Origin of the sequence: Photobacterium satsumensis (genome assembly GCF_050336935.1) — a bacterium.
Classification (GTDB): domain Bacteria; phylum Pseudomonadota; class Gammaproteobacteria; order Enterobacterales; family Vibrionaceae; genus Photobacterium; species Photobacterium satsumensis.
This window is the reverse complement of sequence record NZ_JAKJSK010000006.1, coordinates 2,584,980-2,601,725: the sequence shown is the minus strand read 5'-3', so window position 1 is coordinate 2,601,725 and position 16,746 is coordinate 2,584,980. Positions and strand designations below refer to the sequence as shown.

At 45.4% G+C, this 16,746-nt stretch carries 13 protein-coding genes and 1 pseudogene; 3 read left to right on the top strand and 11 right to left on the bottom strand.

Annotation, left to right across the window (positions count from 1 at the left end; genetic code table 11):
• Positions 1-165: 165 nt before the first annotated feature.
• Positions 166-1,059: a LysR substrate-binding domain-containing protein gene (locus L4D79_RS11580; protein ID WP_428651765.1), complete on the bottom strand. Its 894-nt coding sequence runs from the start codon at positions 1,057-1,059 to the stop codon at positions 166-168.
• A 237-nt stretch (positions 1,060-1,296) separates the two neighbouring features.
• Here L4D79_RS11580 and nagE point away from each other — a divergent pair, with 237 nt between their 5' ends.
• A complete protein-coding gene (gene nagE / locus L4D79_RS11575; protein WP_428651572.1) occupies positions 1,297-2,751 on the top strand; it encodes an N-acetylglucosamine-specific PTS transporter subunit IIBC in 1,455 nt (484 codons plus the stop codon).
• A gap of 276 nt (positions 2,752-3,027) precedes the next feature.
• On the opposite strand, the gene L4D79_RS11570 is transcribed toward nagE, so the two are convergent.
• Entirely contained in the window at positions 3,028-5,106 is a 2,079-nt protein-coding gene (locus L4D79_RS11570) for a DUF4962 domain-containing protein (protein WP_428651569.1), read from the bottom strand.
• Between the two features lie 205 nt (positions 5,107-5,311).
• The gene (locus L4D79_RS11565; protein ID WP_428651567.1) at positions 5,312-5,782 is read right to left on the bottom strand and encodes a GNAT family N-acetyltransferase; all 471 of its coding nucleotides are present in this window, start codon (positions 5,780-5,782) and stop codon (positions 5,312-5,314) included.
• A gap of 311 nt (positions 5,783-6,093) precedes the next feature.
• Between L4D79_RS11565 and puuE the strand changes: the two genes are divergently transcribed.
• Positions 6,094-7,047 (top strand): allantoinase PuuE, encoded by a 954-nt coding sequence (gene puuE, locus L4D79_RS11560; protein ID WP_428651564.1) that lies wholly within the window; start codon positions 6,094-6,096, stop codon positions 7,045-7,047.
• 12 nt (positions 7,048-7,059) lie between these two features.
• Here the strand turns inward: puuE and L4D79_RS11555 are convergent, their stop codons facing one another.
• From L4D79_RS11555 to L4D79_RS11540, 4 genes are all read right to left on the bottom strand, one after another.
• A complete protein-coding gene (locus tag L4D79_RS11555) occupies positions 7,060-8,331 on the bottom strand; it encodes a PGAP1-like alpha/beta domain-containing protein (RefSeq protein ID WP_428651561.1) in 1,272 nt (423 codons plus the stop codon).
• Between the two features lie 148 nt (positions 8,332-8,479).
• A complete protein-coding gene (locus L4D79_RS11550) occupies positions 8,480-9,586 on the bottom strand; it encodes a protein kinase family protein (RefSeq protein WP_428651559.1) in 1,107 nt (368 codons plus the stop codon).
• 155 nt (positions 9,587-9,741) lie between these two features.
• Positions 9,742-10,314, bottom strand: a complete 573-nt coding sequence (sigZ, locus tag L4D79_RS11545) for an RNA polymerase sigma factor SigZ (RefSeq protein ID WP_428651556.1) — start codon at positions 10,312-10,314, stop codon at positions 9,742-9,744.
• Positions 10,315-10,405: 91 nt separating this feature from the next.
• Positions 10,406-11,104 carry a glutathione S-transferase family protein gene (locus L4D79_RS11540; protein ID WP_428651554.1) on the bottom strand — a complete coding sequence of 233 codons (699 nt, stop codon included), beginning with the start codon at positions 11,102-11,104 and terminating at the stop codon, positions 10,406-10,408.
• A gap of 193 nt (positions 11,105-11,297) precedes the next feature.
• On the opposite strand from L4D79_RS11540, the gene L4D79_RS11535 reads away from it, so the two are divergent.
• Complete coding sequence (locus L4D79_RS11535) at positions 11,298-12,290, top strand: AraC family transcriptional regulator (RefSeq protein ID WP_428651551.1); 993 nt, start codon at positions 11,298-11,300, stop codon at positions 12,288-12,290.
• Between the two features lie 64 nt (positions 12,291-12,354).
• On the opposite strand, the pseudogene L4D79_RS11530 reads toward L4D79_RS11535, so the two are convergent.
• The 4 genes and pseudogenes from L4D79_RS11530 to L4D79_RS11515 form a co-directional block, all read right to left on the bottom strand.
• Positions 12,355-12,684 (bottom strand): annotated as a pseudogene (locus L4D79_RS11530) (DUF3332 family protein); the annotation flags it as partial.
• A gap of 214 nt (positions 12,685-12,898) precedes the next feature.
• Positions 12,899-13,630, bottom strand: coding sequence for a LytR/AlgR family response regulator transcription factor (locus L4D79_RS11525; RefSeq protein WP_428651548.1), 732 nt, complete (start codon positions 13,628-13,630; stop codon positions 12,899-12,901).
• Positions 13,608-15,248 (bottom strand): LytS/YhcK type 5TM receptor domain-containing protein, encoded by a 1,641-nt coding sequence (locus tag L4D79_RS11520; RefSeq protein ID WP_428651764.1) that lies wholly within the window; start codon positions 15,246-15,248, stop codon positions 13,608-13,610. Before L4D79_RS11520 ends, L4D79_RS11525 begins: the two co-directional genes overlap by 23 nt.
• A 132-nt stretch (positions 15,249-15,380) precedes the next feature.
• The gene (locus tag L4D79_RS11515) at positions 15,381-16,604 is read right to left on the bottom strand and encodes an L-lactate MFS transporter (protein WP_428651545.1); all 1,224 of its coding nucleotides are present in this window, start codon (positions 16,602-16,604) and stop codon (positions 15,381-15,383) included.
• Positions 16,605-16,746 lie beyond the last annotated feature (142 nt).

Genomic DNA, 16,746 nt, shown 5'->3' with positions numbered 1-16,746 from the left:
TAATGATTAAGAGAAAATTACCATCCCCCAACGGTCTATAGTAAGTAATTTCAGAATTTAGTGTGTCCCCGTCACTAACGGAAACAAACTGTGACGTGCTAATCAATTTAACATTTGGACATACTTATATACCCAAGAGACTTCAAGTTGTAGGATTCAGCGAGTTTACTTCGGTATATCCGCGCTATCGAGATCAAATAAGTTTTCTTGCTCGACTTCCTGTTCAAGCCAGCGAGAGAACGCCTGAAACTTTGGCCGCTTCTGCATCCCATCAGGACACACCAAGTCATAGCCAAGCCCGTTGTTTATCGAATCAAATGGAGCAACAAGCTCACCCGATTTCAAATAAGGCAGAACAAAACGAAGGCGACCCATTGCCACACCGAGTGATTGCTTTGCCGCCATGATGTCATGCTCATAGAGGTTAAAGGTGCAGGTTTTGCGATAGCAATTGATATCAGCCTCCATCATTGCCAACCAGCGAGACCAAATTTGGGAGCGCTCACCATGGATAAATGTCACGTCTTCTAGGCCATCGATATTCCCAGCGTACAGGTTGAACTGCTCCGCATAATCAGGAGAGCATACCGGTACTCGGCGCTCATCAAACAGCCTAGTGCTGTGGCAATCTGGATAGCGCCCACTACTATAGAAAATAGCGGCATCCAGCGGCTCATATTGAAAGTCAGGCCGATACCCTTTCACCTTCAGCCGCAGATTCAATTGCGGGTACAGCGCACGGAATTTTCCAAGTCTTGGCATCAGCCAACTGCTAGCAAACGCAGGAGAGGTACCGATATACAGCTCACCGCTTAAATCATTGCTGATGATATCTTCAAGCTCATTGAAAATACTTTCAAACGACTGATTCAAAGTGAGAAGCAGCCTCTCCCCCTCCGGCGTCAACTCCATCCGACGGGTCAACCTGACAAACAGCGGGAAGCCCAGCTGCTTTTCCAGGTTTTTGATCCTGTGGCTAACTGCCCCCTGGGTTAAATTCAGATCCTGAGCAGCCTTGGTAAAGCTCAGGTATTTAGCAACCACACTGAATGAGTGCATGTTAGCCAATAGCTGTTGTTTTCGTTCCACTTTAATCCCCCGCCTCTCGTTTAGCAGCCAGCTCTTATCTATTAATTATTTTAATGCATTGTACTGCACTTTTCGTTTGTCCGTCGCCCAGAAATTACCGACTATTATACCCCATAAATTCACGGTTCATCTCTGGCAAATGGATTGCCGGATGCGTTCACGCTGCCTGAAAAAGTTTCTTTATTTCACAAAATAACAAGGTAAATCATGAATATACTTGGATATCTACAAAAGGTCGGTAAGGCCCTGATGGTACCAGTAGCAACCCTACCTGCTGCTGCTATCCTGATGGGGGTTGGTTATTGGATGGACCCTGTAGGCTGGGGGTCTGAAAGTGTCGTTGCAGCCTTACTTATTAAATCAGGCGCAGCTATCATCGATAACATGGCCGTCCTTTTTGCAATCGGTGTTGCCTTTGGTCTTAGTCGCGATAAAAGCGGTGCCGCTGCATTGTCCGGTTATGTCTGCTTTATGGTCCTGACTACTTTGCTGTCACCTGCAGTGGTTGCCCAGCTTCAAGGGATCCCGGCCGATGCCGTACCTGCGGCTTTCGATAAGATCGCCAATCAGTTTGTCGGTATTCTTGTCGGTATCGTTTCGGCTGAAATCTACAACCGTTTCCATGAAGTCGAATTACCAAAAGCACTGGCTTTCTTCAGCGGCAAACGCCTGGTTCCGATCCTCACCTCTATTGCCGGTATCTTGCTTGCCAGCATCTTGCTGTTCGTTTGGCCGGTTATTTATGATGCGCTAATTGCTTTCGGTACCCAACTTCAATCTATGGGAGCACTGGGCGCCGGCTTGTTTGGTTTCTTCAACCGCCTGATGCTAACCATCGGTATGCACCATGCTCTGTACCCGGTATTCTGGTTTGATGTGGTCGGCATTAATGACATCCCGAACTTCCTTGGCGGCGCGCAATCTATCGCTAACGGTACTGCAGTAGTCGGCCAAACAGGTATGTACCAAGCCGGTTTCTTCCCAATCATGATGTTCGGCCTGCCGGGTGCAGCATTGGCTATCTACCAGTGTGCAGACAAGCAGAATAAAGACAAAGTCTTCTCCATCATGCTGGCGGCTGCCATGGCCTCTTTCTTCACCGGGATCACGGAGCCGCTTGAATTCAGCTTCATGTTCGTTGCCCCAGTGCTATACCTAATCCATGCCGTGCTAACCGGTATCTCAATGTACATCGCGGCCAGTATGGAATGGATGGCAGGGTTCGGTTTCTCAGCAGGTTTCGTTGACCTTGTACTTTCTAGCCAAAACCCACTTGCAACCAAATGGTACATGCTGGTTGTACAGGGCCTAGTGTTCTTCGCGCTGTACTACAGTGTATTCCGCGTGACCATCACTAAATTCAACCTAATGACACCAGGACGTGGCGAAGACGAGCAGTCAAACGTGAATAAAGATGATATGGGTGAGTTGGCGAATGCCTATATTGCCGCTATCGGTGGTAAGGACAATATCCTAGAGGTTGATAACTGTATTACCCGCCTACGCTTGACAGTGAAAGACTCTTCCATCGCAGACAAAGAGACGATGAAGTCACTGGGTGCTGCCGGTGTCGTGACCATCGGTTCCGGTGGATTGCAGGTCATCGTCGGCATGGGCAAGGTCGATAAAGTCGCCCAGGAGATGAAAAAGCTGTTGAGCTAGTTACTTGGAGAACAAATAGCTCGGTGAGCTAATAGCTAAAAGACTAACCGTCTAAACGGTTCCCCCGAGAGCGAAACACTCGACGCATCACTTCCCCCGATGCACACCAAAGTGTTTCGCTCTCACCCTTTCTGCTGTATTCCAGCACTATTACCAAGCATTTATCCTGAGTAATACGTAAATCAAGTACTTATCCAGATTGATATAAAAAGGCCCTAGGTTTCTCAACCTAGGGCCTTTTCAATATATCTCAAACAGTTTTAGCCGTTCGCCCGATCAAAGCTCGATAGTCACTAACTCGCCGTCAACAGTCAGCATTAGCGTGTTGCCTTCAAGCTTGTGAGACACTTCAACTTGCTCGCCGTTGTTCTTATTAGGCACAAGCAGCGATAGGATGTTGTGCTCTTTTGCCGCTTTGAATTCAACTTCAACGTGGCGGTGTACTTCTAGATCTTGGTACTCGTATGGGTCAACCTCGCCGAAGCCTTCAACATTCTTAACAGAAAGGATGTTGTCTGCAGACTCGTTGATGAAGCTCACGTCTAGGTGCGCTTTCTCACCACGGATAGTGAACGATTTGTCAGCGACTTCGTTAGCGAAAGTGGTGTGCATCAACCAAGTCATGTCTTTCTCTTCAGATAGAGATGCCTTGTCCTGCATCACGAATACTTTACCCTGCACAAACCAGATCTTACGCTTGTAAGACTCGATTTCAGGTACGAAGTACTTGTAAGACGCTGTCGCATCACCTTCAACCATCTTCACATCAGATTCTGTATCGTAGTCTGAGATAGTACCGCCAGCTTCAATACAGAAGCGGTCTTGGTGACCTTCGTAGCCAGTGTTTTTGTTCTCGCCGTACTGGCCCTTGCCACCGAATAGAGGCAAGTTCTTAGAGAACGTTTGACGACGCCACTTAGTGTGCATATCTACACCGAAACCACCGTAGTAGCCAGTGATCGACGCTAGCGTTTCACCGAATGCGTGCAGGGTGAATGCGTTCTGATCACCATGAGAGTGGCTGATAGAGCCAAACGGTGAACACTTGAAGACCATGTGAATGTGATTATCACGTTCAGTCATCTTGTTGTGGAACGCCGCCCAACCCGTGATTGGGAATACTTTAAGCAGTGGATCGTTTGACGGTGCTTTCTCTTCTGGTGCATCCCATAGGATGTTGAAGCGAAGATCGTCGTAACCGAAATCCCACCAACCGAAGTTATAGAATTTAGTGTGCGCTTCAGTATCGCGGCCTTTCAGCTGGTTGTAATACCATACGTACTCAGGCTTCTGATTAACACCCGCGTAGTGCTTGATGTTGTAAGCCAGTTTAAGACCTGGAAAGTCACCGATTGATGACTGGTCACAGAAGCTCGCACGCATAGAGTGAACCGGCATACAGTACAGTGGGAAGTCACCGGTGTTTTCGTAGAATGTCTTGTTGAACATATCTACGCCACAGTAGGCTTTTAGTAGGTCGAAGGCTTCGCCTAGGAATGCTGTCTGGGTGTTCCAGTAATCAGGACCTTCAGCCCAACCACCGTCTTCACCACCCCATGGCGGGTAATGTACTGCGTAGTACTCTAGCGCGTAAGCGATGTACTCGCCCGCTTTCGGGTGGTCATGGTAAAGCGCAATACAGGTTGGGATGATCGCCGAAGAGATAGAACGAACACCGTGGCTGTTTAGTGGGTTATTCAGAAGATCTACCGTTACTTTCAGGTGGTGCATGATCTCGTCTAGACGTTCAATTAGTGCGTCTTGAACCTGCTGGCGCTCTTCGTCTGTAAAGTGAGCGTGCAGCCAGTCATAACCCCAAGCCATTGCTGCAATTACACGGAATGCAGCTTCATCATTGTAGCCACGAGACGTTACGCCATCTGGATCGTAAGTAGACAGTTTTAGCGTCCACGCTTTTGCTTTCGCGATTAGCTCTTCGTCTTCTTTCACGATACCCGCGATAGCTAGGTTACGCGTTGCGTTAAGTGCCATCTGGCAATCAACATACATTTGACGCCAGTAAGGGCGCCATAGTGATGCTTTGCCTACTGTCTCTTCTGGGTAAGGCTGAGGCTCTTCATACGGTGCCGTCTCTAGGAACTTAACCGTAGAGTTGTTGAAAAAGTCATCGAACATGCAGTGTGATTCATCTGCCTGAACGTTGGCTTTAAATTCTGCTAGATCTGTAGCTTGAACCAGAAGACGAGGACGCTCTTCGCTCAAGTTGTCTAGGAATGATAGATCGAAGTCACGCTTTTGTACTTCGATAGGGAGTAGGTCTACAAGGTTACCTGCTGAAGTATCATTCTCCAGCTTCATCTTCCTGATCGCATCAAGAGACTTTTGGTTGCTCATGCTAACTCTCTTATTCAATAAAATGTAAGGGGAATCGTAAAATCAATTAATGCTATTGTAATACAATAAGGGGAATAATCACCACCCTTACATGATTTATTACGTATTTCGTGATGCAGCAATATGCAACAAAACACAACAATTAACCGGAAACTTCCAATCCTCCATAGCAGGGAGATTGGAAATGAAAGGGGATAGGAAAGGATTAAGATGAATGGGTGGAGAAACTCTGACGTGTCACCGGCCCCCAATACGGGTCTTGGTAGATATCTTCGACATATTGTTCATGGGTAAATGCACCAATCGCCCGGCGCCAGAAAGCAATCGCATGAACTGCCCCATCAATTTGCTTACTCTCCCATTCACCCGGCATCATAGTAAACAGCTGATGGGCAAACTGCTGTCCCATTTTGTTCTGACGAAAAACCGGCACCACGTAGAAGTCGCACACTTCATAGTGACCCGGTGAGGTTTCCGCGATAGCCGCTAAGCCGGCAGGGGCATTATCGATATAGAGCAAAAAGCCTTTTACATTACCGCCAATCAGGGTGTCCATCGCAAACACACCATTCTCATCGGGCACCTTTTTGGTATAGACCGAAAATTCGGCTTCATAGGGTTGGGATAAGTTGAGGTAAGTCGGCATGTTGCCTTGATCGACGTTGACGATTTTCACTAAATTTCCTTAGGATATTGTCTGACTTTTAGAATATTTTCCGATAGTGCTGACAAGGCCAGCATAAAGTTCAGCGTAGACGAACTCTCCTACTTCCACAGCAATTCATATAGGCATTGAATTTCCTCAACCACTAGTCCTTTGAGCTTCCTCTGAAAAATAAATACAAAGGCAAAGACAAGTCACTCCATCGGCTATCCTTATCAGCATCAAAGGTTACAACCTATGCTACACCGCCAGCCAAGCTAAGCCTTTCACTGGGTGCTACCAGCATTGCTCGGCTATTACATGCAGGCAATGAGGACGAGTCCATGAACAATGATGATGTGCTACTGTCAAAAAATGCCACCCTCAAGGCTCGCGATATGGCTGGGTATGCAGGCGACCCACCCCATGCCAACTGGCCTAATAATGCCAAGCTAGCGGTACAGTTTGTGCTGAATTTCGAGGAAGGCGGAGAGAACTGTATTCTCCATGGTGATACCCATTCCGAGACTTTTCTCTCTGAGATCGCAGGTGCAGACGCCTACCCTGACCGTAATATGATAATGGAATCGCTGTACGAGTATGGCTCTCGCAGCGGTGTCTGGCGAATTTTTACCGAATTCGATAAACGCCAGTTGCCTTTGACCATCTTTGCCATCACCACCGCGCTGGAACGCAACCCGGCTGTTACCCAAGCGATCATTGAGAATGGCTACGATGTGGTGTGCCACGGCCTAAAATGGATCCAGTACCAGCACATGCCGATTGACGAAGAACGCGAACACATAACACAGGCACTTACCCGTATCGAGGGCCTACTGGGAAAACCGGTTGTCGGTTGGTATACCGGCCGTGTATCAAAACATACCCGCCAATTACTGGCCGAGCACCCATCCATTTTGTTCGATTCCGACTACTACGGTGATGACCTGCCGTTCTGGACTACGCTTGATACCCCATCCGGCATCAAGCCGCACTTGGTGGTGCCTTATACTTTGGATGTCAATGATATGCGCTTTTCCTCTCCCTTCGGCTTTAGTCACGGCGAAGAGTTTTTCCAGTATCTAAAGGACACGTTTGATTGCTTGTACGAGGAGGGGGAAACATCACCCAAAATGATGTCGATAGGTATGCACTGCCGGATTTTAGGTAAACCGGGCCGCATTCAGGCGCTCAAGAAGTTTCTCGACTATATCAGCGGGTTTGACGATATCTGGGTAACGACCCGCACCGATATCGCCAAACACTGGATGACCTATCACCCTGCTGATGGAACCTAAAGCTAGGTATAGCTACTGGCTCAACCATAATTCAAGTTGTTGAGTGACCTGCGGATCACTCAACAAATCATTGTGCTTCATCTCATAAAACACTTTCTGGGATGACTCGGCAAACATAAGGTGGCGCTCGTTAACCGAGTGACACCCTAAAGCACTGTTAAGTGGCACCAGGCCGTCACCAATTAATCGCTCGGCTAACACGCTTCTTTGACTTGCGGTTGTGGCCGCAATCGCAAAGCAATCGATGCCCTGCGGTAGTGGCACACCACACCGCTCATCGGGTCTATTATGGAAGCGATCAGCGCCTTGCCAATCTTCATCAATAACATTGCCATAGCGAAGATCTGTGATCCCCGCACTGCGAAGGTTACTGAGTAAGTTAAAAGGGGCGGTATACGGTGTTTTACTGAGAATAACGCCAAACTTATTGCCTATTCGCTCTAAAGGGGCACCTTGATGAGGCGTTCCCAGAAACACCATCTTTTTCACTTTATCGGGCCATTGCATCATCTGCTTCTGGCCATAGTGAACAGCACTTCTTGCGACGAGTCCGCCCATACTATGAGCGACAATCGACAGCTCCTCTATCGGCGTTGGCCATTTTTTGACAAATAGCTCGATCAACTCAGATAACTGCCTGCCATTCTGCGATGTATGTAACCCCGTATTATAGCGAAGGTAAACTGGGGTATAGTCCAGTGAGGAGGATAAGTGTTGACCATGATCGACCTCGACACCATCGTGCATCCCCTGCCATAGCCGATCATTCATGCATAAACCATGGATCATCAGCAGCACTTTGTTTTTCGCTTGTGGAATCTCGAAGGTTGGAGAATCCACATCTAATGGCAAATTCTCGTCTAACAGCAAAGGCGCTTGCTGATAATAAAAGGTCATCGGGATAGCGAATTGGTTGTTCTTTTCCACCAGCTGATCACCCATCACCCCGTTTAAGGCTGACAGAACTGAAATGCGAGCCACCGTTTCAGCCTTACCTTCGTCAAGAGACTCAAGAAAAGGCTGTTGTTTTTCCAAAATTTTATCTACCCCACTCCCCACTAGCTCGGTTACCGTATAAATATTCTTATATACAAACCCAGTGAGGCCTCGGGTTTTGTCTGGTGCTGAGCCACCCGACACCCCCATCGTGCGCCAGACAGATTGGTGCACCCCTTCAGCGATCCGTGTTGCACTTATTGTCGCTTGAGTCGCGAGTTGCCCGAGCCCTCTAAGATCGGAGGCATAAAAATGTTTAAATCGCTTTGTCGATGCTTGGGTAACCATTAAGAACTCCATTTCGCGTAGTTATAGGGGAGAGACGCGGGGGGATCAGCTCATGTGCACACAGCATAAGCCTCCAAGCTCATAGTGAGGGAATAATCTAGAAATGTGAACCTAGATAATTCAAATACCGCAATGTCCGGCCAAAAAGTTATTGTTCAGTCGTATTTGCCAACCTTTGTTTTGCTATCCCTTCTTTTGCTAACCCTTCTTTTGCTAACCAACGTAACGCTGTGTCAGTAAGCTGTTCAGTATAGGGGTTGATCTTCCAATGACCAGGACACCAGCCTTTCACAAAACGCTGGAAATCGGCCCAGGCTACGCAGTATAAAGGACGCCATTGGTGCTCAACGTCATCACCATCAATCTCAGGATGTAATTCAGATAACGTCTGCTTCAGCACTGAAAAATACTCATCAAGATAAATCTGTACCTTGGCCTTGGTATTGTCCTGACTCTCACTAAAATCCAGCACACTGCTAAGGAACAGGCTGACATCCTTCATGCCACAGCCACCACCGACATATTGGAAATCGACCGCGGCAACCGATATGGTCGATGCAGCCACATGACTCTCGGGTGTGAAACAGAAATTCGCCAGTTTGGCATCGCCATGGACCAAGGTTTGGTATTTACACCGAGCCAAGGTGACATCGATCTTCTCGGCGGCCGCTTTCAATCGCTGATCTTCAAGCCCAGACAGTTCATCCGGACGCGTTGCCAAGTGCCAGTATGTCCCTGTGGGCCATAATCCATGCGGGTTTATCATCTGGCCGTAAGACATGAACTGAGCATGGACCATATACTGGGCATGAAACTGGGCCAACCAGCGCAAGCAAGCCAAAATAGCCGGCTTCCCGACACATTTATGGACTTCGCTATATCCCAACGTGGTTAAATCTTCCAGCACCAACAAGATCTCATTTTGTTGCTGTTCTTCCATCAAGCACTTTGGCACCGGAGCCTGACATTGGTTGGCATAGTGTCGATACCAATTCACTTCAACTTGATAGGAATCCAACTTACGTTGGTGTGACCGCGACGTGTTCCAGCCCCTCGGATGAGCATGTGAAGAGGCTGTCGATTGAGGTAAAAGGATGTACTTAACGATAACTGAAGGGGTTTCACCTCCTTCAAGGTGCAACCGAACCAATTCACCATAGCCACTCCAAAGGCTTTGGATATGCTCAACGTTAGCGACACCTTCGACGCCAAGTGACTGAGCGACTTTATCAATGATATTTGATGGGATATTCATAATAAAAAACAGGTATATAGATCCTGGATACTAGTTCCTAGCTTTTGGGTTCTGGGTTCTGGGTTCTGGGTTCTGATTCTAGAGTACGTACAGCTTTTTTAAGCTCTTTAGCTCTTATTCTTTTCCCAGGAACTAGGGCCGGCTCTTCCTAGGACCTAGCATTTATTCCTACACTTTTTCCGTTCTTCAAAGTCGACAATGTTACCACGGCTGTCGACCTTCATCTCACAGCACTCATTAAACAGGCGATTAAGCTTCTCTCGGCTTTTCTGGACTTTTGATTTCAACGTTGAGTACTTCATTCCGTGCTTCTCAGCATAGTCTTTTTGCGATGTACCATTCAGTTCAATCGCACTGAGCAGTTGGGCATCTTCTTCAGGCAGTGCCTGGATGAACGGCATAATACAGTGAGAAAGCTGATGATGTATCGATTCTCCCCCCTCGGTATACCACAGCTCATCCTCCGTTACGCCCTTGCGGCGGGCACGTTTACGGTAGAAGTCGATAATGGTGTTATTAGCCAATTGAAACAGCCAAGACTTCAGCTTGTTCTTGTCTTTGACCGTGCTGATCTGCTGATAAGTCTTAATTAGAATATCCTGCAGCAAATCATCTACATCATCAGGGCATGAGACATTCGATTGCAAAAAGCGCCTCAGGCTTGTCTGGTATTGCTGCCATACATCTTCAATGCGGATCACGCTCTCTGGCAACGCATTCTCTGACATCGTTTTTCTCCAACACAACTTTTCTACATGGCAAAAAGGTTATGGGTATCCCCATAACCTTTAAAATTTTTAATTAAGATAATACTAAATTTTAGCCGCAACAACCGCTTGTGGCACACGCCGTACCGCTCTGCAACTCTAAACCTGTTTTCAAGTAGGTCTCAGATAGGTAAAAGTTGGTGAAGTGCAGCTCAAAGTCATCAGCTACGGAAGCTTCAACTAACCCAGACTCCATGATGGCCTGCTGCCACGCCTGTGTTTTCGGCAAAGCACACAAGAAATCATAGCCTGTATGCTGTTTAATAATATTTGCACGGTGAAGCAAAGGTAACCAAGCAATATCAACATTGCTGATCGCATCAGATTTAAAGTAGCGTGTATTACCCGACAACTGATTCTCTATTTTGGCGAAAGCCGTAACAAACTTTTCGTTACGCTGCTCGAAAGTTGCCTTATCTTTGCTGCTCATCGTGCCACACTGGCTCATGTAGTTCTTCGAACCCAAGTAACTCCAAGCTCGGTCAAGAGCACGCTGTTCGTTGCTCACTCCCTGCTCCAGAGCACCATATTGATCTTCAATGTACTCAATGATGGCATCAGACTCGAACAGTGGCGTACCTGACTCGGTAATTAGCAAAGGTACTTGACCATTTGGCGAAATATCCAAAAACCACTGAGGTTTATCCTTCAAGTTGATGTATTCGATCTCGTAGGGAATGTCACGGGCAGCCAAAGCTGCGGTAACACGCTGGACAAATGGACAGATCTTAAAACTGACAACTTTAAGCATTTCGAATTCTCTCTGATAGTTTGTATACCCGTAAGACGGACACCATCAGAAAAAGACGAAAAAAATTATAAAAATTTGGCAACCTCCTTTCCAAGCAGGCAAATCGCACAGTCTCAGCTTTACAGGCACCATTCAGCCGCTCTCAAGCTGCTCCAGCATAAAATCTCAGCATTATTAAATAATCTTTCAGCATATGAGCTCACTACCCGTTTGTCGCGCAGCCCTTAGCACTCCGTTTCTTAAATTCCTCGATGAACATGGGCGTGATCCTTCAGCTATGATGAAGCAATTGAGAATTAATAAACAGATGTTGGCTAACCCAGCCCTGTACCTCCCCTCACATCTCATCGCTCTGCTCATAGAATCTGTTGCTACGGCTACCTACCACAGCGATATTGGTTTCTACGCCGCCCAGTATATGGACGCAGGAATGCTTCACCCTGACTTACAGCGTCAATTAATTGAAGCCAATGATCTCACCAGCCTTCTTGATACCTTAATATCTCTTAGGCACCTACAAGGATCACATTTCCAAATATGGTTAGAACATGAAGGTAACGAGCTTCGCATTTGTCACTCAAGCGCATTAGCAATATCCAACCGAAGCTATGGCCATGCCAATGAGTTTACATCGTTCTTCATTATCAATCAGTTGAAACGATTACTGGGGAGCAATTGGCAACCAACCTACTTAGCTTTTCATCATAAGTGCCAACCCAAAGCAAAAATTGTAGGTCAAACGGAAGCCAAAAAAGTTATCTATGGAGCAAGGAAAAGCTATGTTCCAGTGTCCGTTGAGATTGGACAGCTCTCGCGAATCAAACACTATCGCAATGAGGTAAGGAATGGGGCCTTAACAAGAGTTACAGGGGTTATTGATACTTTCTGGGAACATGAAGACTTCAACATCGAATTTGTCGCCCATCTTTTCGGGGTTTCAGAAAGAACACTCCAACGTGTATTCTTGAATAACGACACTACATTTCGTGATTATATGAATAAAAAGAAAATCAATAAATCCATAAAGCTTCTAGAACAGGGATATAGTGTTCAACGTGTAGCAGAGTTGATGCAATATTCCGACTCTTCTAATTTTTCACGAGCAATGAAGAAATATATTAACGTGACACCGTCTAAATATGTTCAACAACTCGAACGTGGGATATTAATAAAAGGCCCTTACTAAAACAGTAAGGGCAAAGCCTAAGAGTACGATTTTGATTTTATAATTATTCAGATGAACTGATTTTTACAGGGGCAGTATGCAATGACTCATCAATGCTATCGTTCACCTCGAGCCACGTATCAATATCTGTATCAAAGATATGAGCATTCCCATTCACTGGGTTTTCGCCAGTCCAAAACTCAAGGGAGTTAAGGACTAAATAATCAGCCCCGACAGTAACAGCATACAAAGGTGACATTGCAATATTCAACCCGCCTCGAGCATAGCGGTTATCTACAGCTTTTACGTTATATTCCATTAACTTATTGGTTGCTACATTACTGCCTACACAGCCGCTTAACAGGACTGAAGTAAGACCTAGAACTACACATTGTTTCAATTTATTGATAGCCATATAACTTATAATAAAAAGTGAAATTTAGAAAAAAAGGATAATATTCACCTGAATTGTTTAGTCTAGGAAGAGTGGTAATAATTGTTATATAGACAGCAATCTTTATATTTATATAACATTTGTCGTGAAATGACCTGTACAACTAAAAAACCAGTTATCCTATGCTATATAAAGCTTGATAGTAGTTAGGGGTATAACTACTATCTACATGTTCTCACAATTTCATCTTGGTACGAAATAACTTGATATTACTACGGCTAACAGGGATCTCCGTGCTGCCTTGCTGCACATTAACAATATAAGTACTGTTCATTCCCGGTGTAATCTGAATGATTTTGCTGAGATTTAAACAATAGGAACGGTGGCAGCGGAAAAACAGATCTTCAGGTAATCGTAGCATCAACTCACTAATCGTATAGGGTGCAATATACTGGCTTTCTTTAGTGTAGACCTCTGTGATTTTTTCTTTCGCTACAGCATAATGAATATCATCAATATTGACAATGCAGATACGGTTTTGCTGCTGAAGAGGGATCGTTGCGGCTGACAACGTTGAAGGTACGCTTTGTACAGGGTCCTGTAGCAACACATGTCGTTCAAGCTTTTCCAATACTCGCTGCACACGATTGACATTGAGTGGCTTGAGCAAATAATCAACGGCTTCAATATCGAAGGCATCTAACGCGTGCTCTTTATACGCAGTGGTGAACACCATCTTGGGCGCTGTCTTCGTATTATGTAGGTTTTTAGCTAGCATCATGCCGTCAATAGATGGCACATTAATGTCTAAAAAAAGCACATCAACAATATGGCTTTGAAGGTATTTAAAGGCTTGTAGACCATCGTCAAATACCGCTACGACCTCGATATCACTATATTGAGAAATAAGATATTTAAGCTCTTCTTGAGCTAAATATTCGTCCTCAACAATTACCGCTTTCAACATACACTGCCCCTGTTTGACGGTTCATGACTTTAAAAGAGACTTCAACACCATCGCTTAAGTTTTGGATTTTGAGCCCCTGACCATAAATGAGCTTGATCCGCTGGTGGACATTGAGCAAACCAATCTTGTTTTTTTCCATAGCACCACTGTGCAGTTTCTCGATAATAGTTTGAGGGATTCCATCACCACTATCTTTAACACTGATCAAAACATGATCGCTTTGCTGTTTAACTCGTATTAAGACATGTCCTTGGCGGCTGAAAGGTTGAATTCCATGTTGTATCGCATTTTCGACTAATGGCTGAATCAGTAAGCAAGGAATTTGAATATGAACAGGGTCAATATCAAATTCTACCGAAAGCTTGTTACCAAAACGCGCTAACTCAATCGCTGTATAGTCTCGCACTTGTTGAAGCTCAGAATGCACATCAATGAAATCTTCATCACGTTCGAGATTGTAACGAAGAAAGTCCGCAAGGTTGGCTATCAACGAACGAGCTTTGTCAGGTTGAATACGAATCAACGTCGAGATGGCATTGAGCGCATTGAACAAAAAATGCGGGTTTATCTTACTTTGAAGCGCAGAGAACTCCGCTTTTTGCAGCATCATTTTTGTTTGTTCAGCACTAGAGGCTTCTATCTGAGTCGAGATCAGGACGGATAACCCCTGCGCCATCTCGATAAGCGGTTGTGATATCTGATTCTTTTTTCTAAAACAGATTTTGAGTGTACCGGTAATATAGTCACTTTCTTGTAGTGGAATAATCAAAGCTGAGCGAAAGTTCTCATATTCATAATCGTTGGCAACGATATTGGTCTTCTGAGTGAGGACTTTTTTTACCAGCGGGCCGCATGCAGTTTGGTGGCCATCATAGTGACCAAGAGTATCGCCATTAGCGTATGCAGAAATGAATTCCCGATCAGTAATAAAGACTGCATCAGCTTGCGTTTCGCGACGAATAATGTCGCAAATCTGAGCCAAACTGTCTGAGTTATTGCTTTTAAAAAAAGGTAAAGTTTGGTTGGCGATATCTAATGCCCGCTTTGCTTGTTGAGCGGCAAAGCGGTCTCGCTCGTTGTGTACATCTTGAATTCGTTTGATGATCAGACCGATGCTCGCTGCGCCTAACACCATAGGTAAACCAATATTCTTGACTATGGTAAGCGCTAACGTTTTGTCATCGGAAAGAAGATATATCAATGCCATCGTTAGCACTTCGCAAAACATCCCAGCGACAATCCCCCATCGAATGTAATGCTTTTTGTTGCCATAACGATATATCAGCGTGCCGCAGATCCCGGCAAAGGTACTGGTGATCAAGCAAGGTATGGAAGTTGGCCCATTAATATCAATCAAAAAACGATGAATACCAGAAATTATCCCAGCAGGTATACCGACCCAAGGGCCAAAGATAATGCCGCCAGAAATGATGGAGATGATGCGGACGTTGACCAAAGAGCCATCGACATTAACGCCGGTATAGGTGCTGAAAATCGCGAAGAAGATGAACAAGATCGAGACAAAAATGAGCTCGGTCGGTTTTCGCTCAGAGGCATCCTTATTCATGATGTCTTTGAATACACGCGCTTGTGTTAGCAGGAATAGTGCCGACAACATAAATGCGGCACGCTCTAACACATTGAATAACATCTGCAAGTGTTCAAGGAACAAGCTAGATACTCCCTTTAACCAAAAAGCCCCTATGATACTCATAAGGGCTAAATAATGAACTCAACTGTCAGTGAGTGACTAACACAACACAGGCTGAAGAGGTTGTGCTTTGCTCGGTAGTTTTACTGTGAGTGAGAACACGATGGAAATAACCACCAATGCCAGCATCACTGAGAAAGTTGCAGTAAAGCCACCAAATACAGAAGCGATAACTGAACCAACGAAGCTACCAATACCAAAGCCTAAATAAATGAAACCGTAGTTTTTGGTTAGGTTGTTTAAGCCAAAGAAATCACTAACCAAAGAAGGGTACACGGTAATTGTGCCACCAAAGCTAAAGGCAATACAGGCAATTGCCAAGTAAAAACTCGATTGTTCTAATGCAACTAAACGCAAACACACCACGCCGATTAAGCAAATAACAAGTGCAATGCTGATTACGCGAATACGAGCGATTTTATCTGACAGCACGCCAAGTACTAAACGACCAGAAAGATTACAAACCGCGATAATCGCCACAGAGGTGGCAGCTGCTGCTGAGTTAAGGTGAACAAAATTCTCGCCAATATCTTTCGCCACGCCGATAACGTAAAGACCTGACATACAAACAGTTAAAAAGATTACAGATAAGATCCAAAATTGTGATGTTTTGAATGCTTCTGCTAGAGTAAAATCGGTTGAAACTGGTGCTGTATTTGCTTGCGACTCATTTTGTTGAGATTCACTATGAATAGGCGCATCACGCATCATCAAACCACCGACCACTACGCAGCACATTGCAATGATTCCCCACACGCTAAACGTCATTTCGACACCAGAGTGAGTTAGGAAGTACATGTTAATGTACTTGAAACCTAAGCTACCTAAGCCGTAGGCACCGATAGCACACGCTGATGCAACACCTTTTCGCTCAGGAAAAAATTTCACACAGTTTGATAATGTCATCAGGTAACCCGTACCGTCAGCAAATCCCACCAAGAACCCAGCAACCACATATAGCACCATTAGGTTAGGTGCATAAGAAGTAATGATTAAGCTAAGTCCCAACATAATACCGGCACTGACCGTCACTTTACGAACACCGAAACGTTCTTGAAGTTTTCCTGATAGTGATGATGCGACTGCCAAAGAGAGGCTTAGAATACCAAAGGAGAAAGCAACTTGGCTTACTGGCGTATCCAGTTTACTTGCAAGAGGCGCATTAAAAAGGCTCCATGTATAGACTGAGCCCAGCGCAAATTGCGTAAGGATCGTACCCAACAACGTCCATAGACGGTTCGGCTGGTTGGCTGATGATTGCATGCTGCATTCTCCAAAGATCGTTCGTAATCAAAATTCAATGGAGTGTATTAATACGTGTAACTCATGAGTGAGCCAATAGCTTGCAGTAACTATAAAATGAGCTGCAATTTATCGGCGCGAGTTGCATTATTTCGGCATGAAT

Excerpts from the sequence above, each read along its gene's own strand:
- L4D79_RS11580 (WP_428651765.1), bottom strand. The coding sequence starts at position 1,059 with ATGCACTCATTCAGTGTGGTTGCTAAATACCTGAGCTTTACCAAGGCT.
- nagE (WP_428651572.1), top strand. The coding sequence starts at position 1,297 with ATGAATATACTTGGATATCTACAAAAGGTCGGTAAGGCCCTGATGGTA.
- L4D79_RS11570 (WP_428651569.1), bottom strand. The coding sequence starts at position 5,106 with ATGAGCAACCAAAAGTCTCTTGATGCGATCAGGAAGATGAAGCTGGAG.
- puuE (WP_428651564.1), top strand. The coding sequence starts at position 6,094 with ATGAACAATGATGATGTGCTACTGTCAAAAAATGCCACCCTCAAGGCT.
- L4D79_RS11555 (WP_428651561.1), bottom strand. The coding sequence starts at position 8,331 with ATGGTTACCCAAGCATCGACAAAGCGATTTAAACATTTTTATGCCTCC.
- L4D79_RS11550 (WP_428651559.1), bottom strand. The coding sequence starts at position 9,586 with ATGAATATCCCATCAAATATCATTGATAAAGTCGCTCAGTCACTTGGC.
- sigZ (WP_428651556.1), bottom strand. The coding sequence starts at position 10,314 with ATGTCAGAGAATGCGTTGCCAGAGAGCGTGATCCGCATTGAAGATGTA.
- L4D79_RS11540 (WP_428651554.1), bottom strand. The coding sequence starts at position 11,104 with ATGCTTAAAGTTGTCAGTTTTAAGATCTGTCCATTTGTCCAGCGTGTT.
- L4D79_RS11535 (WP_428651551.1), top strand. The coding sequence starts at position 11,298 with ATGAGCTCACTACCCGTTTGTCGCGCAGCCCTTAGCACTCCGTTTCTT.
- L4D79_RS11525 (WP_428651548.1), bottom strand. The coding sequence starts at position 13,630 with ATGTTGAAAGCGGTAATTGTTGAGGACGAATATTTAGCTCAAGAAGAG.
- L4D79_RS11520 (WP_428651764.1), bottom strand. The coding sequence starts at position 15,248 with ATGTTGTCGGCACTATTCCTGCTAACACAAGCGCGTGTATTCAAAGAC.
- L4D79_RS11515 (WP_428651545.1), bottom strand. The coding sequence starts at position 16,604 with ATGCAATCATCAGCCAACCAGCCGAACCGTCTATGGACGTTGTTGGGT.